Here is a 19,687-nt window from a genome sequence, read left to right on the forward strand (position 1 = left end):
CCAGGCGGGCCAGCGTGGGCCGGGTGCCAATCGTGGCGTCGAAGTCGGGCTTGGGGTATTCAGAAGCGCCCCGAGCCGCCGGCTTGCCGCGCGGCGTGGGGGTGGCGTGGGCGCTCAGGGACTTGGCCGACGGGGCGCTCCGGGTGGCGCCCCCCCTTGCCGCCGGGGAGGGAGGCCGGCAGGCCCTCGCCAGTCTCGGCGGGCGGCAACGGCAACTGGTTCACGCTGACATATTGCTCAGGGCGGACCGGTTCGAGCCCCAGGTGGGTGCTCGCCAAGCGCTCCAGGCGCGATGGATCATTGAGGTAGCTCCATTCGGCACGCAAAACATGTAAAGATTCGGTCGTGCGACGAATGTCGGCGTACAGCCGCGCGAGTTCCTTTTCGCGCGCGCCGACCTCGTTGGCGACCAGAAACAGCCCGGTGCCCACGGTCATGATCAGGGCACCCCAGACCAGATGGCTGGCGCGGATCATGCATCGTCTCCCCAACGGCCTTGGGCCAGGATCCCCGTCAGGGCTCCCGGAACGAGAGAAGACTGGGGCTCGCCGACCGGCCACGCCGGGTGGGCTGTGCGTTCGCCCACGCGCAGGCGGGCCGAGCGAGCCCGGGGATTGTGGCGGGCCTCGGCCTCGCCGGGCTGGATCGCCCGCCGCGAGACCAAGGTAAAGGTCGGCTCGGGCCCCAGGACCGCCGCGTCTGGCAGGTGGCGGCTGATCCCGGCGCGCTCGCCGGCGCGCCCGCGCAAGAAGCTTTTGACCAGTCGGTCTTCCAGCGAATGGAACGAGACCACCGCCAGCCGGCCCCCGGGGGTTAGCAGGCGCTCGGCGGCGGTCAGGCCCCGGGTCAGTTCCCCCAGTTCGTCGTTGACCGCAACCCGCAAGGCCTGGAACGTCCGGGTGGCGGGATCAAGGCCATCGCCGCTCTTGCGCACCACGGCGCGCACCGCCTCGGCCAACTGGCCGGTGCGGGTGAACGGGGTGTCGCACCGGCGTTCCACCACAACGCGGGCTACCCGCCGGGCGTGACGCTCCTCGCCCAGGTGATAAAAGATGTCGGCGAGGACCGCCTCGTCCAAGGTATTGACGAGGTCGGCGGCGCTGGGACCGCTGGCGCTCATGCGCATGTCGAGCGGGCCATCGAAGCGGAAGGAAAAACCGCGCTCGGGCTGGTCGATCTGCATCGACGACACCCCAAGGTCCAAGGCGATGCCGTCCACCCGGGTGACCCCATGGGCCGCCAGCAGATCTTCCATGGCGCCGAAGCAGCCGGCCAGCAAGGTGAACCGACCGGGAAAGCGGCTTTCCAGGGCGGCGGCTCGGGCACGGGCCTCGGGGTCACGATCAATGGCCCAGACCGTGCAAGCCGCGCGCGTCAGCATCGACACGCTATAGCCGCCCGCGCCGAAGGTGCCATCGACGTAAATGCCGCCATCGCGCACCTCGAGGGCGTCGATGGCTTCATCGCGCAAAACAGGAATGTGCAGCGGGCTTGGCAGATCAGGGCGAGAGTCCGGGGCCGTGACGGTCTGGCTCATGGTGTCGCCCCCTTTGCCGGGCCAGACGCTGCCGGACGCAGCTTTTGGGCGCGAAAAGCGGTGTAGGCCTGCGGGTTCCAGATTTGGAACACCCGACCCAGGCCGACAAAAACAGCCGTCTCGCCAAGGCCCGCCGCTTCCAGGAGCGGCACCGGGATCAGCACGCGGCCGTTCGGGTCAAAGGAAAGCTCCTCGGACTCGGCCAGGATTTGATACACGGGTGCTGCCTGCGGATCGTCGAGATCCACGATGTCAGGGGTTAGGTCCGAAAGGCGCTCCAGACGATCCATGCCATATCCCTCGATGCACCCTCTTTCCGGGTCGGGCCGCACGACGATGCTTGCGTACCCCTCGGCCTGCAGCACGGCACGAAACTTGGCGGGAACGGACACCCGTCCTTTCTGATCCACCTTGTTTTCGTATGTGCCGATGAAAGGCCGCATGGCCCAGGATCCTCCCGTCGCACCGCTCAACCCCAGCCGCCGGACGGCCCAGGAAGTCTCGTGGTTGGCGGCGCTTGGCCGGTTACCTTGTCCCTGACCGGTGGATCCTGCCTTCGGAACAAGAATGGTATCTCATGGGATCCGATGGGCGTCAATGGGTCAGGGTGGAGTAGAATAGGAATATGTGGGTAAAACCGATGATGGAGGATGCGGATCCGAAGTAACAGGCCCAACAACCCGATATGGGAGAAAAACAAAGAAAATTGAAGCGGTTCTGATCTATGTTGCTCTAATGTTCTTTTTTTATTCTTTTTTCGTTCATATACCCAGGGGTGTAGCCCTGGTCAAAGGGCGAGGAATGGTCAGGGGGGGCGGGGAAAGAGGGGGAAAGTTCCAACTCGGAATTAACGCTCCCTAAGCGAGGGAAAGAGCCGATGCCAGCGGTAAAGGGGGATGTATGCACGTGAAAATAGTGGTTTCTGGTCAAAAATTCTGCCTTGAGGGGAATAGTCAGAAGCGTGAAAGGGGGTAAGTACAGGCAAGGTCGGAGGGGCTATTACTATCGCTTTCCGCATAGGCGTTGTTCCTCGGCTCTGCGGCATACGCTCGCGGAAATCGCCCGGAATCCTTGTTTGCGGCGAATCGCGATGGAGAAGCTCTATTTAGGCTCTTCTGGGCGAAATGGTTAAAAAAGTGCAAACGGCGCCGTTTTATTTGGCCATCCTCGGAAGGGAGCCTCCTCTTTCCCCGGTTCGGGGGGTGCGCTATAACCACCGCCCCGGTGCGCACTCAAGGAAAAGCCATGACTCAGACCCTCAATACCTTCCGCAGCGGCCCCGATGAACGGGGGCGGTTCGGCCCGTTCGGCGGCCGGTATGTGGCCGAGACTCTCATGCCCCTCATCCTTGATCTGGAAAAGGCCTGGGACTCGGCAAAAAACGATCCGGCGTTCCAGGCCGAGCTGGATGGGTATCTCAAGAGCTACGTGGGACGCCCGAGCCCGCTCACCCTGGCCCAACGCCTGACCGAGGCCCTGGGCGGAGCTCGGATCTATTTCAAGCGCGAAGACCTCAATCACACCGGCGCCCATAAGGTGAACAACTGCATGGGCCAGATCCTTCTGGCCCGGCGCATGGGCAAGACCCGCATCATCGCCGAGACCGGTGCCGGCCAGCACGGCGTGGCCACCGCCACCGTGTGCGCCCTGTTCGGCCTTCAGTGCGTCGTCTACATGGGCGCCACCGATATGGCCCGCCAAGCGCCCAATGTTTTTCGCATGAAGCTCTTGGGCGCCGAGGTGCGGCCGGTGACCAGCGGCTCGGGCACCCTCAAGGATGCCATGAACGAGGCCCTGCGCGACTGGGTGACCAACGTCGCGTCCACCTATTACCTGATCGGCACCGCCGCCGGGCCCCATCCCTATCCCGCCATGGTGCGTGACTTGCAAAAGATCATCGGCGAGGAAACCCGCGCCCAGATCCAGGCCGTGGAAGGGCGGCTGCCCGATACCGTGGTCGCCTGCGTCGGCGGCGGCTCCAACGCCATTGGCATGTTCCATCCCTTCCTCGACGATCCCAGCGTGCGCCTGATCGGGGTCGAGGCGGCCGGCGAAGGTCTGGATAAGCGCCATGCCTGCTCCATGGCCGGGGGACGGCCGGGCGTGCTGCACGGCAACCGCACCTATCTGCTGCAAGATGCCGATGGCCAGATCACCGAGGCCCATTCGCTCTCCGCTGGCCTCGACTATCCCGGCGTTGGCCCCGAACATGCGTGGCTCAAGGATGTGGGCCGCGTCGAATACGTGCCCATCACCGACGACGAGGCCGTGGACGCCTTCCAGCGCGTCACCCGTCTGGAGGGCATCATCCCCGCCCTCGAGAGCAGCCACGCCGTCGCCCACGTCCTCAAGATCGCCCCCGCCTTGCCACGCGACCACCTCGTGGTCGTCAGCATGAGCGGGCGGGGCGACAAGGACATCGCCACGGTGGCCAAGGCCATGGGCGCTGAAGCCCTGCTCAAGGAGATCGCGTCGTGAGTTGCTCGTCGTCCCAAGATCGTCTCGCTGCCTGCTTTGCCCGCCTCAAGGCCGAGGGGCGCGGCGGCCTCGTGACCTACGTCATGGCCGGGGATCCCGATCGGGAGAGTGCGCTGGCCGTCCTGAAGGGCCTGCCCGGCGCCGGGGCTGACATTATCGAACTCGGCATGCCCTTCTCCGATCCCATGGCCGACGGCCCCGCCATCCAGGCCGCCGCCTTGCGCGCCCTCAAGGGCGGGATGACCCTGGCCGGCACCTTGGAGACCCTGGGGGCGTTTCGGGAGACCAACACCGAGACCCCGGTGGTCTTGATGGGCTATTACAATCCCGTATTTATCTATGGGGTCGAGGCCTTCGCTCGCGACGCCGCCCAGGCCGGGGCCGATGGGGTCATCCTCGTGGACGTGCCGCCCGAGGAAGCCGACGAGATCCAGCCGGTGTTGCGCGCCCATGGCCTGCACCTGATCTTGCTGGCCACCCCGACCTCGGACGAGGCGCGCCTGCCCACCATTCTCAAGAACGCCAGCGGCTTCGTCTATCAGGTGTCGATCGCTGGCATCACCGGCGCCCAGTCGGCGCAGGAAGACGCCGTGCGCGCCATGATCGGCCGGATCCGCGCCTTGAGCGATCTGCCGGTTGTTGTCGGCTTTGGTGTCAACACTCCCGAGCAGGCGGCGGCTTTCGCTAAAATGGGGGATGCCGCCGTCGTCGGCTCGGCCATCGTGCGCCATATCGCCGAGGGGCGCGACCCTCTGGCTTTTGTCGCCGATCTGGCCCGGGCGGTGCGGGCCTAGAAGAAGAGCGGTCGGCCTCGGTCCTGGCCGTCGCGATCCAAGGAGGGAAGGGAAGGCTGGGGAGGTTCACCTCCCCAGACCCCTCATTGTCTGGAAGGATCGTGTGATGCCTAGTCTTGATCCGGTAATCTTGTTCTTTCTTTTAGGGGTTCTGGCCGGTGTATCGCGGTCGGATTTGCGCTTACCGGCGCCTATTCATGACTTCTTGAGCATGGTTTTGTTGTTGGCCATCGGGTTGAAGGGCGGCGTGGCGTTGTCGCAACAATCCTTGGGCGCCGTGTTGCCCCAGGTGCTTGCGGTGGCGGCCATGGGGACCCTGATGCCCTTGCTGGCGTTCCCGGTCTTGCGGCATTTAGGGCGCTTGCCCCGGGCCGATGCGGCGGCCGTGGCGGCCCATTATGGCTCGGTGAGTGTGGGCACCTATGCCGTTGCCGCCGCCTTCCTGGCCCACCATGCGGTGACGTTCGAGGACCACATGCCGGTGTTTGTGGCGGTCCTTGAAATCCCGGCCATTGTCGTGGGCGTGTTGCTGGCCCGGGGGCTGGCTCGCGACACCCGCTGGGGCCGCATGGCCCACGAGGTCTTCCTGGGGCGCGGACTGGTGCTGTTGATCGGCGGCGTGTTCATTGGCCTGGGGGCGGGCCCCGAAGGGATAGCGCCGATCAAGCCTTTGTTCTTTGATCTATTCAAAGGTGTGCTCGCCCTGTTCTTGCTGGATATGGGCCTGATCGCCGCGGGTCATCTGGGTGCCCTGCGCCGTCATGGCCTGTTTTTGCTGGCCTTCGGCTTGATCATGCCCCTGGTCGGCGCGGTGATCGGCGCCACGTTGGGGAGCTTTCTGGGCTTGTCGGTTGGTGGCTCGGCCCTGCTGGCGACCATGGCTGCCAGTGCCTCGTATATTGCCGTGCCGGCTGCTTTTCGCATGATCGTTCCCGAGGCCAACCCGGCGTTGTCGCTGGGGGCCTCGCTGGGCGTCACCTTTCCCTTCAATATCTTGTTCGGCGTTCCCTTGTATTACCAACTCGCCTTGCAGGTTCATGCCCTTGTGGAGGGACTGTGATGGAAAAAATCTCGTTTCACCGCCGTCGCTTGGTGACGGTGATCACCGAGGCCACCTTGGAAAACGCTATCTTGGCCGATATCGACGCCCTGGGGCCGAGCGGCTATACCGTGACCGAGGCGCGGGGCAAGGGCAGCCGGGGGATCCAGTCGGGCTCCTGGGGTGTCTCGTCTAATATCCGTATTGAAATTGTCTGCGACGAGGCGGTGGCGGGCAAGATCGCCGCTGCCGTCCACGCCAAATACGCCCCCCACTACGGCATGGTCATCTATCTCTCGGACGTCGAAGTCCTACGCGCCGATCGCTACTAAAAAGAGGGGTCTGGGGAGGCCCCGCCTCCCCAGCCTTATTTTTTATTTTTCAGCTAAACCACGCCAGAAAATACCCCGCCACCACCGCTGTGCCAATCACTCCGGCCACGTTCGGCCCCATGGCATGCATCAGCAGGTAGTTGTTGGGATCGGCCTTCTGCCCCTCGACATGGCTGACCCGCGCCGCCATCGGCACCGCCGACACCCCGGCCGAACCAATCAGCGGATTGATCTTCTCCTTGACCACCAGATTCATCGCCTTGGCCATCAACACGCCTCCCGCCGTGGAAAAGCCAAAGGCCACGACCCCCAGGGCCAGAATCTTCAAAGTCTCAGGCGTCAAGAAACGCTCGCCGGTCATGGTGATGCCCACCGACGTGCCGAGAAAAATCGTCACCACATTGATGATCTCGTTTTGCGATGCCTTGGTCAGACGCTCGGTGACCAGGGACTCCCGCAAGAAGTTGCCCAGCATCAGCATGCCAATCAGCGCCGACGCTGCCGGCACCAGCAAGATCACCACAATGGTGACCAAGAAGGCAAACACCAGCTTTTCCAGGCGCGTGACCTGCCGCAGCGACTTCATGCGGATACGCCGTTCCTCGGGCGTGGTGAGGGCGCGCATGATGGGCGGCTGGATCAAGGGGACCAGGGCCATGTAGCTATAGGCCGCCACGGCAATGGGACCCAGCAGATGGGGGGCGAGCTTGTTGGTGAGAAAGATCGAGGTCGGTCCATCCGCGCCGCCGATGATGCCAATCGACGCAGCCTCCTGCGGCGAAAAGCCCAGAAAGATCGCGCCCAGGAAAGTGACGAACACCCCGACCTGCGCCGCCGCCCCCAGCAGCAAGGTGCGGGGATTGGCGATCAGCGGGCCAAAGTCGGTCAGCGCGCCGACCCCGAGAAAGATCAGCGGCGGGAAGATCTCCCACTCAATGCCCTTGGAAATATACCAGTACAGCCCCCCGGCATGCTCGCCCACCGGGGCATTAAGCACCCCTTCGGTTGGCAGGTTGGCCAGCAAGGCGCCAAAGGCGATGGGGATGAGGAGCAAGGGCTCGAACTGGCGCGCCACCGCCAGATACATCAAGACCGCCACCACCGCCCACATCACCACCATCTGCCAGGTGACGTCGGGAATGGCGGTCAGCTCCCACAGGTGCTCCATTTTGGTCAGCAAGGCAGTGGTCGAGATCCATGAAACGGCCTCCAAAGGATCCGGGGGCCAAAGTCCAGGGGAACGAGGGGTCTGGGGAGGCCGCGCCTCCCCAGACTGTCCTTTCCTGGGTCTCAGCCCCGCAGCGTCCTCCCGTCAGGACAAGGTGAGCAGGGGTTGGCCCTCGGTGACCGTCTGGCCCACACTGACGGCAAGGCTGTGCACGGTGCCAGCGCGCGGCGCACTGATCGGGGTGTTCATCTTCATCGCTTCCAGGACGACCAGAACATCGCCGGCTGCGACGCTCTGGCCCACCGCGACCTCCACGCTCACCACGGTACCGGCCAGCGGGCAGGGGATCACCCCGTCACCGGTCGCCATCCCGGCGCTGGGGCTCGTGCGGGGCAAGGAGGCCGCCGGAGCGGCGGGCAGGGCGCGTGGGGCGGGCGGCGCCAGGGCGGGCGAGGCGGCTGTCAGGTCCGGGGTGTCCAGATCCTCGACGGTCACGTCATAAGGCGTGCCGTCCACGGTGATGCGCAGGTGTCTGATCATGGTGTGCCTCGGGAACTGTCGGGAAGAGAACGCGCGTGGCCCCAGCCCGGGCGCAGGTGATGCCCCGAGAAATGGCTGAAGCGTCCCAGGGTGGGCCAGGGGTTGGCCGGGGTGACCGGGGCCCGGATCTGAAGCACGCGGGCCCGCCCCCCCAGCACCGAAGCCACCGCCGCCCCAATGGCCGCCACGTGGGCCGGAGGAATCGCAACAGGGCCCGAGGCGGCGGGCAGGGCGGGGGGCGGCGCGGCGGGCTGGGCCACCGGGGCTTGGGGGCGGTGGGTGAAGATCCAGCCGACCAGAGCGCACAGGCCCCACAACAAGGCCAGCACAATCATCACCATGACAAAGCCGGTCAGGATCAGCAAAAGATCGTCGAGCATGGGCCAGGCCTGGGGCTAGAGGGGGATGTTGCCGTGCTTTTTGGGCGGGCGGTTCTCGCGCTTGGACAACAGGCCGCGCAGGGCCAGGGCCAGGGTGGAGCGGGTTTGGCGCGGCAAGATGACATCGCCGACAAAGAGCATGCCGGCCGAGAGGTAGGGCGAGGCAAACTCGTCGCGGTAGGCCTCGGCCAAGGCCCGGGCCCGGGCGGCGGGATCGTCGGCCTCGTTCAGTTCCTTGCGATAGAGGATGTTGACCGCCCCTTCCGCCCCCATCACGGCGATTTCCGCCGAGGGCCAAGCCAGCACCAAATCGGCGCCCATGTCCTGACTGCACATGGCGAGGTAGGCGCCGCCGTAGGCCTTGCGCATGATCACGGTCAGCTTGGGCACCGTGGCCGAGGCGTAGGCAAACAGCATCTTGGCCCCGTGGCGGATGATGCCGCGCCGCTCCTCCATGATCCCCGGCAGGAAGCCCGGGACATCGACCAAGGTCACCAGGGGGATGTTGAAGGCATTGCAAAAGCGCACAAAGCGGGCGCCCTTGTCGCTGGCGTCGATATCGAGGGTGCCCGCCTTGACCAGGGGCTGGTTGGCGACAAAGCCCACCACCACGCCGCCGATGCGGCCAAAGCCGATCACCAAGTTGGCGGCAAAGGTCTCCATGACCTCCAGGAAGTCCCCGTCATCGGCCAGAGCCCGCACCACCAAGCGGACATCGAAGGGGGTCTTGGGGCTGTCGGGCACCAGGGCATCCAGCGCCGGGTCGTCCTCCAAAAGCAGATTGGGAGTCAGGCGGTGCGGCGGATCGAGCATGTTGTTGGCCGGCAGGAAGGACAGCAGGCGCCGGGTCAGATCCAGAGCGTGCTGGTCATTCTCGGCAATAAAATGCACGTTGCCCGATACGCTGGCGTTGACCTCGGCGCTGCCAATGTCGGCCAGGGTCGTGGCTTGGCCGGTGACCGCCCGGATGACCTCGGGCCCACAGATGAACATGTTGGCGTCGTGCCGGGTCATGATGATGAAGTCCATCAAGGCCGGCGAATAGGCGGCGCCTCCGGCACAGGGGCCGGCGATGACGGCAATCTGCGGCACCACCCCGGAGAGTTGGACGTTGCGGTAGAACACCTGCCCATAGGCCGAGAGGGATCCCACCCCCTCCTGGATCCGCGCCCCGCCTGAATCGTTGATGCCCACCACCGGCACCCCGGCTTTCACCGCATGGTCCAGCATGGCGCAGATCTTGCGGGCGTGGATCTCGCCCAGCGAGCCGCCGGCTACCGTGAAATCCTGGCTATAGGCCGCCACCGGCCGGTCATCGACAAAGCCGGTGCCGCAGACCACGGCGTCTCCGGGCAACGGACGGCCTTCCATGCCAAACGCCCGGGTGTTGTGGCGCGCGTGCAGGCCGACTTCTTGGAAGGTGCCGGGGGCGAACAGGGCTTCCAGGCGCTCACGGGCGCTCATCACGCCGCGCTGGTGGCGCCCCTCGATTTTGTCGGCCCCGCCCGCCTCCAGGGCCTGGGCGCGCCGGCGCGCCAGTTCGTCAACAAGGGAAGGGGAAAGTGCCATGGCTCGATCCGCGTTTTAGGGGCCGCCTGGGTGGGGGGAGGAGGCCGCTCACCCCGGGCCGATCCCGTCGAGAGGCGAGGGGCCCAGGCGGAAGGGTGGCGTGGTCTGGGCAAATTTGCAAGGAAAATGGCTGTGTTATGGTTTGTTTGAGAGGGATACAAAGGTAGGGAGGGAAGGCCGGGGAGGCGAAGCCTCCCCAGACCCCTCCATTCCTGGGGGACTGCCTCGTCCGAAGCCCCAGTGTCAATGAGGGGTCCGGGGAGGCCTCGCCTCCCCGGCCTTCCTTCTCTCCTTGGCCCCCCTCCCTCCTCGACTATACTGAGCAAAAAGTGGGGGGGGAGGTCAGGGTGATCTTTGTGGAACAACCAGCCATCGGCCCGGGCGAGGCCCTGGTGCGGGTGGTTTTCGCCGCGGCCTTCGCCGGGGTGGTGGCCGGGCTCGACCGCCCGGTCGCCCTGGGCGCGGCGGTGGTTCTGGCGATCATTGCGCTTGGGGTTGGCAAGGTCGGGCTGCGGCAGATCGCCGGGCGGCTGGTCGCCCTGGAGGCCCTGGTCCTGCTGGCGGTGCTCACCGTGCCTTTTGGGGTGCCCGGGGTGCCGGTGTTCACCTGGGGGCCGCTGGTCGCCACCCAGGAGGGCCTGGGACGCGCCGCCGATCTTGGGATGAGTGCCTCGGCGGTCGCCCTGATGTTGCTGGCGGTGGTGGCGCCCCTGGGACCCGGACGGTTAGGCAGCGCCCTCGGGCGGCTGGGGGTGCCGGCTCGGCTGGTGCATCTCCTGCTCTTGATGGTGCGCTATCTCGAAGTGATCGCGGCCGAACTGGCCCGGGTGCGCGCGGCGCAGAAGCTGCGCGGCTTTCGGCCGGGGGCCAATCGTCACACCGTGCGCACCCTGGGCTATCTGGTCGGCATGAGTCTGGTGCGGGCCTTGGAGCGGGCCGAGCGGGTGCACGATGCCATGCGCTGCCGGGGCTTTTCCGGGGGTCTGGTCGCCTTCGATGCCCCCACTCTCACCCGGCGGGAGGTCGGGCTGTCGGTGGGCGGTGCGGCTGCGCTGGCCGGGCTCGTGTTTTTGGAGCTGGGGAGTGGGGAGGTCTGGCCGTGGTTTCGCTGATCGAGGTGCACGACGTTGCCTTTGCCTATCCCGGTCGGCCCCGGGTGCTCGACGGCGCCACCTTGGCCTTGCAACCCGGCGAGCGTCTGGGCCTGCGCGGCGACAATGGCGCGGGCAAGAGTACTTTGCTGCGCCTGATCGTCGGCTTGGGTCGGCCCACTCACGGTGAGATCCGGGCCTTTGGCCGGGCGCGCGTTGGTGAGGCGGATTTTCTCGAGGTGCGGCGGCGCTGCGGCTATGTATTTCAGGACCCCGACGATCAGCTCTTTTGTCCGTCGGTGCTGGAAGACGTGGCCTTTGGGCCGCTCAACCTCGGGCAGACCCCGGCCCAGGCCCGAGCCCGGGCCCGCGACGCCTTGGCCCGGGTGGGGCTGGCGGGCTTCGAGGAGCGCGTGCCCCACGCCCTGTCCGGGGGCGAGAAGCGCTTGGTGGCCCTGGCCGGGGTTCTGGCCATGGATCCCGAGGTGTTGCTGCTCGACGAACCCACGACCGCTCTGGATGCCACGGCCACCGCCCGGTTGCTGGCTTTGCTCGCCACCTTGCCCCAGGCCATGATCCTGGTCTCCCACGATCCCCGGGCCCACAAGTTGGAAACCCGGGCTGTGGCCTTGCACGCCGGGCGCGTTGTTCCCTCTTCCTGACCCCTGGAGTTTTTCGGCATGCCCTCTTCTCCCCCGGCTTTTCGCGCCCGCCTTACCGACGGTGCCGTGGGCCGCACCTTGGTCGATCAGGCCGGACCCATGCTGTGGGGCTTGCTTTCCATGGTGTTCCTCAACTTTCTGGACACGTTTTTTGTCGGCCAGCTTGGGACCCGGGAACTGGCCGCCATGAGCTTCACCTTTCCCGTGACCATGGTGATGTCGTCGGTGGCGGTGGGCCTGGGGGTGGGGGCGTCCAGCGTGGTGGCGCGGGCCGTGGGACAGGGCGACGACGAGCAGGTGCGCCGGCTGTGTACTGATTCCTTGCTGTTGTCCGGGGTTTTGGTCGGGATCCTCATCGTCATCGGCCATGCCACCATCGACCCGCTGTTCACGGCGCTTGGCGCCGGGCCCGACGTGTTGCCCCTGATCCGGCGCTACATGGAGATCTGGTATGTGGCCATGGTCTTCCTGATCGTGCCCATGGTCGGCAATGGCTCCTTGCGGGCCGTGGGCAGCGCCGGGTCGGCCGGGGCGATTATGGTGTTCGCCTCGGTCATCAACGTCATCCTCGACCCCTTGCTGATTTTTGGGCTGGCCGGTTTCCCCCGCCTGGAAATCGAAGGCGCGGCGCTGGCCGCCTTGATCTCGCGCGCCTTGTCCCTGGTCGCCGCTCTCGCCTTGCTCGGGGGGCGCCACAAGATGCTCAGTGTCCGCGTGCCCCGTCTCGGGGTGCTGCTGCAAAGCTGGCGGTCCATGCTGATCATCGGGCTTCCGGCGGCGGCCACCCAGGCGATCGCGCCCCTGGCCCAGGGGCTGCTGACCCGCTTGGTCGCCACGCATGGGGCCGAGGCGGTGGCAGCCTGGGGGGTCGCGATGCGCATTGAGGCCTTTGCCATCCTCAGCTTCATGGCACTGGCCACGGCCATGGGGCCTTTCGCCGGTCAAAACTGGGCCGCGCGCCGTGTCGATCGCCTGCACCGCGCCATGGTCCTCTCGTTGCGCTTTTGCTGGGTCTGGGGGCTGGTGGCCTGGGCCATTCTGGCGGTGACGGGCGCGGATCTGGCCCGCGTGTTCAACGACCATCCGGTGGTGGTCGAGCAGGTTGGGGCGTACTTGCGCATTGTGCCCTTGGGCTATGCCGGGTTGGGCTTCGCCGGGGTGATCGCCGCTACGCTCAACGGCCTTGGCCTGCCGGCCGCCGCCGCCGTGCTGTCGGTGCTGCGCTTGTTCGTGCTGTATGTGCCGCTGGCCTGGATGGGCGAAGCGTGGCTGGGGATGACCGGTCTGTTCTGGGGGGTCGGGATCGCCAACGCGGCGGCGGGCCTGCTGGCGTGGCCCTGGGCCCACTCTCAATGCCGGGCCCAGCGACGGCGGGCGTGAAAGAAAGGGAAGGCTGGGGAGGCGGGCCTTCCCAGACCCCTCGTTCCTGCGGGCCCTGGCGTAAGAGCTCTTGCCAAAAACGCCGCGCCGTCCTACGTAGATCTTAACGCGGTTTTAACGACGAGGAGTCAAGAGGCCCCGCAAAGGCGGGGAGAGGGAGGCCGCAGCGACGCCGGGCCTCCCAGCCGTCAGCCTTCGCGGGAGGCGTGAGCCTGGGCCTGGACGGGATAGACAAAGCCGTATGTCGGATAGGTGGTAGAGCCCAGATCGTTGATCGGGGAGTACCAGACCCGGGTCATGGACCAGTCATTGCCGGCCGAGACGTCACGGATCAGCACGGCTTGGTCGATCTTGCCCTTCTGGGAGCCTTGGCCCCAGTTGGCGTGATCGACGCGGATGGTGCGGCGGTCGATGATCTGGCGGACCACGGCGACATGGCCCCGATCGAGGTCGCGCGAGCGCTTGAACACCAGCACTGACCCCGGGCGCGGGCTGCGGCCCCGGTCGTAGCGGCCGGATGCATTGTCCCACCAACGCCAGCCGTCGCCCGACAGACGCACGGCCGAGACCTCCTGAACGTAGGGGACGCAGCTCCAGTAGGACCGGCGCGACAGCATCGAATCGAGATCAGGGGTGACGGCGATCGCCGGCGTAAAGGAGGGCCGGGACGACAAGCCCATGGGGAAGGCAGCCTTGAGCGGCTCCTGCGGGGCCGGAGCCTGGAAGAAAGCGGGACGGGGCGCCATCGCCGCGACATACGCCGGTTTGGCCACGGGCACGGGAAGAGACGCGTGCACCGGCGGGCGGGTGTAGCTGGCGGCGCTGGGGAAGCTTGGCTTGAGCGGCGGCGGGGCCACCGAGGGGGCCTGGGCGACCTTGAGGCCAGAGGCCTTGCTGTCGCCTTTGGCCTCTGCCTTGGCCTCGGTTTTGGCGGACGGCTTGGGCGGGGTGGCCGGCTTGGCGGCGGCGATAGCCCCGGGCTTGGCAACGTCGGGCTTGGCCTTGGGCGCTACGACCTGCTTGTTGTCTTGCTTCTCCGGGACCGGCTTTCCCTTGGTCCCCGGACCCTTGGCCAACGGCACTAGGGCGGCGATCTGCCCGGGCTTGGCGGCGGGCTTGGGCGTTCCCTTGGCCTGTTCCTTGCCTTTTTTGTTGTCCGGCGCCGCGGCGGGCGGAGCCTTTTTGACAAAGGAGGGAACGAAAGGACCGGTGTGGGGGCTGGAGGTAGCGGCTCCAGCCGGCGTGACCGCAGTGGTCAGGAGCAGCGAGCCCAAAAGGACAGCGGCGAGATTTCGCTGGAAATCCTGGAGCATGGAGCCTCTTCGGTCTGTCTTGAGGACGGCGGTGCAAGCGGACTGGACGAGGCAAGGTGCCATGACAGGGGGGGGGCGGGCAACCGTAAAATGCCTGCTATCGCCGCTCTCCTTGAATGATGCTTTGAAAACGCATTGTTTTTTGGTATCCTAAAGGTATCCGAAGAGCGGGGCCCGCGCCAAAATTCAAGGGTTGATGGTGCGGGCTTCTTTTCGGCGGGCTCCTGAGTTTGCGGAACCAATCGGAGTGGACGTCAGGCAAGGGCCGGGTCCCAGCGCGCCTCTTCCGGTTGCGGTTCTCCTTATTTTATCCACTCCGTTCAGCAAGGTCCGTTCGCAGATGCTCCCCTTCCGCTGCCTTGTTTCCCGGGTCGTGCCGCCGGCCGCCGCCTTGATATCCCTCGCTCTTCTGGCTCCTGGCGCCTTCGCCGCCTCGGCGCCCGCCGAAGAGCCCAAGGCCCCCGCCGCCCAGCCGGCCGCGCCCGCCGCCCAGCCCGCCCAACCCGCCCAGGACGCGGGGGCCCGCGCCTGCGATTCGGTGTTGAGCACCGAATCAATGGTCAGGGGACCGCCGACCAGCAGCATCGCCCCCATCCAAGCCTCGGCCACGCGGGTTTGTGGCACGCTGCCCGGCCGGGTGGCGCACACCCGCTCCCACAACAAGGACAGCATGGGCAGGGCAAAGGCCAGGGTCAGGAAGTCGCGGTGCCGCCCATCGGCCGCCATGGTCAGGGCGGCAAAGGCGGCCGGCGCCAGCACCAGCCAACGCCAGCGCTGCGAGACCGCCGGCGACAAGGGGGCGGCCCCGGCCAAGGCCCGGGCGATGAAATAACCGGCCGCCCCAATCAGTCCCCACAGGTACAGCCCCCATAACACGGTGGTGGGACCAATAGCGAAGTCGAGGGCCTGGGCGCCAAAGGCCCACAGCAGGCTGCCCGTGGTGGCGCCGGTCAGGGCGATGCCCCCCCAGGCGGCCAGGGGCAGCGCCGCGCCGAAGCCGGGGGTCACGATGAGGGCCAGGGCCGCCCCCAGGACCGCCGCCGCCGCGGCCAACTCCCAGCGCGGCCACTCGCTGACCGGACCAGCCAGCGGGAACTTGGGGTCGCGGTTGGCATCGAGCACGCCCCAGAAGCCGCCCACGGTGCCTTCCGGCCGGCGCTTCCAGGGCTGGTCGATGCCCTCGATCACGTTGTAAGGCACGCCCAGGGCGTGGGCCTGCTGGGCGAACTCACGCAGGAATCGGGCTTCGTTGACCAAGGTCGGCGCCGCCTCGCCCCGGGTGCGGCCCGAACTGGGCCAACCGATTTCGCCGATTTGCAGCGGCTTGCCGGGATAGCGGGTGCGGGCGCGATCAATGATGGTGCGCACGTGGGCTTGCACCTTGTCGATGCTCACCGGGGTGGGATCGTCCCAGTAGGGCAGGACGTGGACCGTCATCAGATCCACTGCGTCCACCACCACCGGGTTGCGGTGCCAAAATTCGTAGATGTCGGCGTAGGTAACGGGCAGCGTGGTGCGGGCCTTGACCGAGCGGATGATCTCGGCCAGTCGCTCGCCGGTCATTTCCCGGCGCAACAGGACCTCGTTGCCGACCACCAGAGCCCGCACCGCCTGGGGATAGGCGTGGGCCAGGGTCAGGGCGGCGTTGATTTCCTTCTCGTTGCGCTTGTCGTCGGCGCCGATCCAGATGCCAACCAGCACCTTGAGGCCAGCCGCAGCGGCCGCCGGGATGGCCTCGCCCTCATGCCCGACCGACGAGTAAATGCGAATGCAGCTCGTCATGGTCTTAAGGTGGGCCATGTCGCGCTCGATCTGGCCGGGCGGCAGGGTAAAGCCCTTGTCCTGGGGGGCGGTGTTGCCGTTGGAGGGCGCGTAGGACAGGCACTCCAGGCGTCCGTCGGGAACGTCGGGCAGGGGGATGGGTCGGCCCAGCCAGGCCCACAGGCCCACAAACAGGGCGCATACCAGCAACGAGACTCCCGCGGCGGCGGGGAGCGAGGCGGGGCGCATCAAGGGTCACCTCGAAAAACGAAGGGGAAATCAGGCCGAGGGTCCCCGGCCACTCTTACGAAAAGGGCTCACCGCGGCGCCGCCGAGGGGTGGCTGCGGTTGTACTCCAGTTGCTCCGGCGTGAGCTGGAAGCCCACATAAACGTCCTGGCCCTCGGCAGTGGCGCCGGGCTCCAGCGGGATATGAACCGAGAGCTTTTCGTCGCGCACGATCACCCGGTCCACGTTGGCCGGGAAGCTCACGCCCACGGTGTAAACGCGCTTGGCCGCGGGCTCAGGGAAGTAGCGGGGCAGGGCGACAAAGTACTGAAAGGTGCTCTCACGGGTGGCAGCCGCCGGCCCCAGGCCCACGGCAAACGAGAGAACCATTTCGACCGTGACCCCGGTTTTGCCGTAGGCGCATGTCCCTTCATAGCCGGCGAAGGAGCCCTGGAGTTCCACGTCGGTCAGATCGCGGCCGGGGCCGTCACGAAACACCGTCAGGCCAGCGGTGGCGGCATCAACGCGCACCTGGGGACAGGCCCGGGGTTCTTCGCGCGAAAAGGCCGAGCACCCGGCGGACAGGCCGGCCAGGAGCAGCAAAGGCAGGCTCCTGGCAAGGCGGGGAAGGGCATGGGGGGCCATGGAGGGCGTCCGATATGTCAGGGAAACAAGAGGCTGGACCCTGGATAGCGCAATCGCGCCCCCAGGGCAACGCGGGTTCCCTCAAGGCCCGGAACCTGATAACACCGTGCTTCCGCTCCCTTCCCTCCCGCAGACAGGCGTCAGCAGTCCCATGGCCGTTTATACCGAAGTCTTCGATGATGATCTGAGGACGTTTCTCGCTGATTACGACATTGGTGATCTGCGGGCTCTCAAGGGAATCGCCGAGGGCGTCGAGAACTCCAATTACTTGCTGCTCACCGACCGCGCCTCCTACATTCTTACCCTCTATGAGCGCCGCGTTGATCCGGCCGATCTGCCCTATTTTTTGGGCCTGCTGCGCCATCTTTCTGAGCGCGGCCTGCCGTGCCCCTTGCCGGTGCCCGGGCGCGATGGGGAGGCCCTGCGGACCCTGGCCGGGCGGCCGGCGGCCATCGTGACCTTCTTGCAAGGGGCTTGGCCCCGCCGCCCCGACCTCAGCCACTGCGCCCAGCTCGGGGAAGCCCTGGCCCGCCTGCATCAGGCCGGCGCCGACTATCCCTTGAGCCGGCGCAACGCGCTTTCGGTGGCCGGCTGGCGCACCTTGGTCGAGAGCACCCGCGCGCGAGCCGATGAGGTGATGCCTGGCCTGCAAGCCCTGCTGGAGGACGAGTTGGCCTTTCTTGAGGCCCATTGGCCCCAGGACTTGCCGGGCGGGGTGATCCATGCCGACCTGTTTCCCGACAATGTGTTCTTTCTCAAGGGCACCCTCTCGGGGGTCATCGACTTCTATTTTGCCTGCAACGACGCCTTTGCCTATGATCTCGCCATTTGCCTCAATGCGTGGTGTTTCGAGCACGAGCGCGAGTTCAATTTCACCAAGGCCCGCGCCCTGCTCAACCGCTATCAGGCCCAGCGCCCGCTGACGCCGCGCGAGATCGAGGTATTGCCGCTGCTCGCCCGGGGCGCCGCCTTGCGTTTCCTGCTCACCCGGCTTTACGACGGACTCAACACCCCGGCGGGCGCCCTGGTCCGGCCCAAGGATCCGGCCGAATACGTGCACAAGCTCAAGTTCCATCAGGCCGTCGAGCGCGCCGAGGCCTATGGGCTCGACCGATGAGTGCCGATGTTGTTGAAATGTTCACCGATGGTGCTTGTTCCGGCAACCCGGGTCCCGGCGGCTGGGGGGTCCTGTTGCGCTGGGGCGACCATGAAAAAGAACTCTTTGGCGGTGAGCCCGACACCACTAACAACCGCATGGAATTGATGGCCGTCATCCAAGGCCTGGAGTCGCTGCGCCGGCCGGTCAGTGCGGTCATCCACACCGACAGCCGCTATGTGCATGACGGCATCACCGGCTGGATCTGGGGCTGGAAGCGCAATGGCTGGATGACCTCGGCGCGCAAGCCGGTCAAGAATGTCGATCTTTGGAAGCGGCTTGATGCCGCTATGGCCGGACATAGCCTGAAATGGCAATGGGTGCGCGGTCATGCGGGCCACCCGGAGAACGAACGGGCCGATGCCTTGGCGCGGCAGGGGACAGCTTTGGCGCGCGGAAAGAAGTAGAAGAAAAGGAAGGCTGGGGAGGCTCGCCTCCCCAGCCTTATGTTTTTTTACTTTTCGTCCGGCAGGTCCAGCGGGCTCACCTCCCGAAACAGGGCATCAAAAGCCCGAACCGCCGCCTCGGGCCCCTCCGGGTGCTCCCAAACCCCCGAACACACCGCCAAGAAGTCGGCCCCCGCCTCAATCAAGGGCCGAGCGTTCTCCGGCGTGATGCCGCCGATGGCCACCGAGGGGACCACCATCATTTCACTCCACCAGCGCAGCAAGTCGGTGTCCGCCTGGGTCGGCGCCTCCTTGGTGGCGGTGGGATAAAACGCGCCAAAGGCCACGTAATCCGCCCCCGCCTCGCCGGCTTCCATCCCCAGGTGGCGGCTGTCGTGGCAGGTGACGCCCACAATGGCGTTGTCGCCCACCACCTTGCGGGCCTTGGCGTAGGGCATGTCCTTTTGGCCGACGTGCACGCCGTCGCAGCCTGTGTCCTTGGCGAGGTCGGGACGGTCGTTGAGGATCAGGGCCACCTCGCGGGCGTGGCACACGGGCCGCAGGGCCTCGACGGCCCGGCGAATCGCCGTGTCATCCGCCTCCTTTAGCCGCAACTGCACGCACGGCACATCGCCGGCATCCAGGGTGCGGGCCAGCCGCTCGGCAAAGGCCCGGAGGTCGTCCAGGCGGGGCGGGGTGATCAGATACAGGCGGCACGCGTCATCGTCGGTCACGGTCGGGTCTTTCACAAAAGGAACAACCCGATCAGGATGCGTCAGGCCGAGCCCGTCGGCAAGGCACGAGCCACGGTTTCCAGGGCTTCGGTGCCGTCGAGCCACAGGCCCGGGCGGCGATGGCGCACGACAGGCAGGCCGGAGCCGGCGCCGAGGGCAGCCAGTCGGGCAAACGCGGCGTTTGGCACCTCCGGCACCACCACCCCGATCCCTAGGCGCAGCGAGGCCAGGGCATAGCCGGCCTCGGCCCCGCAGTCCGCCAGCAGCAGGGCGCCCKGGGCCGGGCAGGCGGCGGCCAAACTCGGTAGCCAGCCCGGGCCCAGGGACAGCACCGCGTCCGGGGGCGTGGCGATGACCAGGGGGCGGCGCTGGGCGAGGCGGGCTGCCAGGGTGAAGGCGGTCTTGGTGGTGATCAGGAGCCAAGGGGGCTCGGTCATGCCATAAAAACCCGAAAGCAAAAGGAAGGCTGGGGAGGCGGGCCTCCCCAGCCCCCTC

At 66.6% G+C, this 19,687-nt stretch carries 21 protein-coding genes; 9 read left to right on the top strand and 12 right to left on the bottom strand.

Going from position 1 to position 19,687, the window contains the following annotated elements; translation table 11 throughout:
* Window positions 1-59 precede the first annotated feature (59 nt).
* The 3 genes from ftsL to RSPPHO_RS14305 are packed head-to-tail and all read right to left on the bottom strand — an operon-like array spanning window position 60 to window position 1,980.
* A complete protein-coding gene (ftsL, locus tag RSPPHO_RS21280; RefSeq protein ID WP_051013914.1) occupies window positions 60-476 on the bottom strand; it encodes a cell division protein FtsL in 417 nt (138 codons plus the stop codon).
* The gene (gene rsmH, locus RSPPHO_RS14300; protein ID WP_014415925.1) at window positions 473-1,537 is read right to left on the bottom strand and encodes a 16S rRNA (cytosine(1402)-N(4))-methyltransferase RsmH; all 1,065 of its coding nucleotides are present in this window, start codon (window positions 1,535-1,537) and stop codon (window positions 473-475) included. Before rsmH ends, ftsL begins: the two co-directional genes overlap by 4 nt.
* Complete coding sequence (locus RSPPHO_RS14305) at window positions 1,534-1,980, bottom strand: division/cell wall cluster transcriptional repressor MraZ (protein ID WP_014415926.1); 447 nt, start codon at window positions 1,978-1,980, stop codon at window positions 1,534-1,536. The genes rsmH and RSPPHO_RS14305 overlap by 4 nt, the downstream gene beginning before the upstream one ends.
* Window positions 1,981-2,782: 802 nt before the next feature.
* Here RSPPHO_RS14305 and trpB point away from each other — a divergent pair.
* From trpB to RSPPHO_RS14325, 4 genes are all read left to right on the top strand, one after another.
* Complete coding sequence (trpB, locus tag RSPPHO_RS14310) at window positions 2,783-4,015, top strand: tryptophan synthase subunit beta (RefSeq protein WP_041795670.1); 1,233 nt, start codon at window positions 2,783-2,785, stop codon at window positions 4,013-4,015.
* Window positions 4,012-4,809 carry a tryptophan synthase subunit alpha gene (gene trpA, locus RSPPHO_RS14315; protein WP_014415928.1) on the top strand — a complete coding sequence of 266 codons (798 nt, stop codon included), beginning with the start codon at window positions 4,012-4,014 and terminating at the stop codon, window positions 4,807-4,809. The genes trpB and trpA overlap by 4 nt, the downstream gene beginning before the upstream one ends.
* Before the next feature lie 106 nt (window positions 4,810-4,915).
* Window positions 4,916-5,869, top strand: coding sequence for a sodium-dependent bicarbonate transport family permease (locus RSPPHO_RS14320; RefSeq protein ID WP_041795672.1), 954 nt, complete (start codon window positions 4,916-4,918; stop codon window positions 5,867-5,869).
* Window positions 5,869-6,180: a P-II family nitrogen regulator gene (locus tag RSPPHO_RS14325; protein ID WP_197535614.1), complete on the top strand. Its 312-nt coding sequence runs from the start codon at window positions 5,869-5,871 to the stop codon at window positions 6,178-6,180. Before RSPPHO_RS14320 ends, RSPPHO_RS14325 begins: the two co-directional genes overlap by 1 nt.
* 49 nt (window positions 6,181-6,229) lie before the next feature.
* Here RSPPHO_RS14325 and RSPPHO_RS14330 read toward each other — a convergent pair whose 3' ends face one another.
* The 4 genes from RSPPHO_RS14330 to RSPPHO_RS14345 form a co-directional block, all read right to left on the bottom strand.
* Window positions 6,230-7,360: a sodium ion-translocating decarboxylase subunit beta gene (locus RSPPHO_RS14330; RefSeq protein WP_242390511.1), complete on the bottom strand. Its 1,131-nt coding sequence runs from the start codon at window positions 7,358-7,360 to the stop codon at window positions 6,230-6,232.
* 132 nt (window positions 7,361-7,492) lie between these two features.
* On the bottom strand, window positions 7,493-7,888 hold the full coding sequence (locus tag RSPPHO_RS14335) for an acyl-CoA carboxylase biotin carboxyl carrier protein subunit (RefSeq protein WP_014415932.1): 396 nt from the start codon (window positions 7,886-7,888) through the stop codon (window positions 7,493-7,495).
* Entirely contained in the window at window positions 7,885-8,268 is a 384-nt protein-coding gene (locus RSPPHO_RS14340) for an OadG family transporter subunit (RefSeq protein WP_014415933.1), read from the bottom strand. Before RSPPHO_RS14340 ends, RSPPHO_RS14335 begins: the two co-directional genes overlap by 4 nt.
* A gap of 15 nt (window positions 8,269-8,283) precedes the next feature.
* Window positions 8,284-9,837: an acyl-CoA carboxylase subunit beta gene (locus tag RSPPHO_RS14345; protein WP_014415934.1), complete on the bottom strand. Its 1,554-nt coding sequence runs from the start codon at window positions 9,835-9,837 to the stop codon at window positions 8,284-8,286.
* A gap of 347 nt (window positions 9,838-10,184) precedes the next feature.
* Between RSPPHO_RS14345 and cbiQ the strand changes: the two genes are divergently transcribed.
* The 3 genes from cbiQ to RSPPHO_RS14360 are packed head-to-tail and all read left to right on the top strand — an operon-like array spanning window position 10,185 to window position 12,970.
* On the top strand, window positions 10,185-10,949 hold the full coding sequence (gene cbiQ / locus RSPPHO_RS14350; protein WP_051013915.1) for a cobalt ECF transporter T component CbiQ: 765 nt from the start codon (window positions 10,185-10,187) through the stop codon (window positions 10,947-10,949).
* Entirely contained in the window at window positions 10,937-11,590 is a 654-nt protein-coding gene (locus RSPPHO_RS14355) for an energy-coupling factor ABC transporter ATP-binding protein (RefSeq protein ID WP_014415936.1), read from the top strand. The genes cbiQ and RSPPHO_RS14355 overlap by 13 nt, the downstream gene beginning before the upstream one ends.
* 18 nt (window positions 11,591-11,608) lie before the next feature.
* Complete coding sequence (locus tag RSPPHO_RS14360; RefSeq protein WP_014415937.1) at window positions 11,609-12,970, top strand: MATE family efflux transporter; 1,362 nt, start codon at window positions 11,609-11,611, stop codon at window positions 12,968-12,970.
* Window positions 12,971-13,158: 188 nt separating this feature from the next.
* Here RSPPHO_RS14360 and RSPPHO_RS21285 read toward each other — a convergent pair whose 3' ends face one another.
* From RSPPHO_RS21285 to RSPPHO_RS14375, 3 genes are all read right to left on the bottom strand, one after another.
* Window positions 13,159-14,283 carry a CHAP domain-containing protein gene (locus tag RSPPHO_RS21285; protein ID WP_051013916.1) on the bottom strand — a complete coding sequence of 375 codons (1,125 nt, stop codon included), beginning with the start codon at window positions 14,281-14,283 and terminating at the stop codon, window positions 13,159-13,161.
* 186 nt (window positions 14,284-14,469) lie between these two features.
* Complete coding sequence (locus RSPPHO_RS14370; RefSeq protein WP_157879258.1) at window positions 14,470-16,293, bottom strand: glycoside hydrolase family 17 protein; 1,824 nt, start codon at window positions 16,291-16,293, stop codon at window positions 14,470-14,472.
* A 68-nt stretch (window positions 16,294-16,361) separates the two neighbouring features.
* The gene (locus RSPPHO_RS14375; RefSeq protein WP_242390512.1) at window positions 16,362-16,874 is read right to left on the bottom strand and encodes a hypothetical protein; all 513 of its coding nucleotides are present in this window, start codon (window positions 16,872-16,874) and stop codon (window positions 16,362-16,364) included.
* Window positions 16,875-17,067: 193 nt separating this feature from the next.
* On the opposite strand from RSPPHO_RS14375, the gene RSPPHO_RS14380 reads away from it, so the two are divergent.
* A complete protein-coding gene (locus RSPPHO_RS14380) occupies window positions 17,068-18,033 on the top strand; it encodes a homoserine kinase (RefSeq protein WP_041795674.1) in 966 nt (321 codons plus the stop codon).
* Window positions 18,030-18,479, top strand: a complete 450-nt coding sequence (rnhA, locus tag RSPPHO_RS14385) for a ribonuclease HI (protein ID WP_014415941.1) — start codon at window positions 18,030-18,032, stop codon at window positions 18,477-18,479. Before RSPPHO_RS14380 ends, rnhA begins: the two co-directional genes overlap by 4 nt.
* Window positions 18,480-18,526: 47 nt before the next feature.
* Here the strand turns inward: rnhA and thiE are convergent, their stop codons facing one another.
* Window positions 18,527-19,192 carry a thiamine phosphate synthase gene (gene thiE / locus RSPPHO_RS14390; RefSeq protein WP_041795676.1) on the bottom strand — a complete coding sequence of 222 codons (666 nt, stop codon included), beginning with the start codon at window positions 19,190-19,192 and terminating at the stop codon, window positions 18,527-18,529.
* A gap of 41 nt (window positions 19,193-19,233) precedes the next feature.
* The gene (locus RSPPHO_RS14395; protein WP_157879259.1) at window positions 19,234-19,629 is read right to left on the bottom strand and encodes a hypothetical protein; all 396 of its coding nucleotides are present in this window, start codon (window positions 19,627-19,629) and stop codon (window positions 19,234-19,236) included.
* Window positions 19,630-19,687: the final 58 nt, after the last annotated feature.

Source organism: Pararhodospirillum photometricum DSM 122, assembly GCF_000284415.1.
Classification (GTDB): Bacteria; Pseudomonadota; Alphaproteobacteria; order Rhodospirillales; family Rhodospirillaceae; genus Pararhodospirillum; species Pararhodospirillum photometricum.

Excerpts from the sequence above, each read along its gene's own strand:
- ftsL (WP_051013914.1), bottom strand. The coding sequence starts at position 476 with ATGATCCGCGCCAGCCATCTGGTCTGGGGTGCCCTGATCATGACCGTG.
- rsmH (WP_014415925.1), bottom strand. The coding sequence starts at position 1,537 with ATGAGCCAGACCGTCACGGCCCCGGACTCTCGCCCTGATCTGCCAAGC.
- RSPPHO_RS14305 (WP_014415926.1), bottom strand. The coding sequence starts at position 1,980 with ATGCGGCCTTTCATCGGCACATACGAAAACAAGGTGGATCAGAAAGGA.
- trpB (WP_041795670.1), top strand. The coding sequence starts at position 2,783 with ATGACTCAGACCCTCAATACCTTCCGCAGCGGCCCCGATGAACGGGGG.
- RSPPHO_RS14320 (WP_041795672.1), top strand. The coding sequence starts at position 4,916 with ATGCCTAGTCTTGATCCGGTAATCTTGTTCTTTCTTTTAGGGGTTCTG.
- RSPPHO_RS14325 (WP_197535614.1), top strand. The coding sequence starts at position 5,869 with ATGGAAAAAATCTCGTTTCACCGCCGTCGCTTGGTGACGGTGATCACC.
- RSPPHO_RS14335 (WP_014415932.1), bottom strand. The coding sequence starts at position 7,888 with ATGATCAGACACCTGCGCATCACCGTGGACGGCACGCCTTATGACGTG.
- RSPPHO_RS14340 (WP_014415933.1), bottom strand. The coding sequence starts at position 8,268 with ATGCTCGACGATCTTTTGCTGATCCTGACCGGCTTTGTCATGGTGATG.
- RSPPHO_RS14345 (WP_014415934.1), bottom strand. The coding sequence starts at position 9,837 with ATGGCACTTTCCCCTTCCCTTGTTGACGAACTGGCGCGCCGGCGCGCC.
- RSPPHO_RS14360 (WP_014415937.1), top strand. The coding sequence starts at position 11,609 with ATGCCCTCTTCTCCCCCGGCTTTTCGCGCCCGCCTTACCGACGGTGCC.
- RSPPHO_RS21285 (WP_051013916.1), bottom strand. The coding sequence starts at position 14,283 with ATGCTCCAGGATTTCCAGCGAAATCTCGCCGCTGTCCTTTTGGGCTCG.
- RSPPHO_RS14370 (WP_157879258.1), bottom strand. The coding sequence starts at position 16,293 with ATGCGCCCCGCCTCGCTCCCCGCCGCCGCGGGAGTCTCGTTGCTGGTA.
- RSPPHO_RS14380 (WP_041795674.1), top strand. The coding sequence starts at position 17,068 with ATGGCCGTTTATACCGAAGTCTTCGATGATGATCTGAGGACGTTTCTC.
- rnhA (WP_014415941.1), top strand. The coding sequence starts at position 18,030 with ATGAGTGCCGATGTTGTTGAAATGTTCACCGATGGTGCTTGTTCCGGC.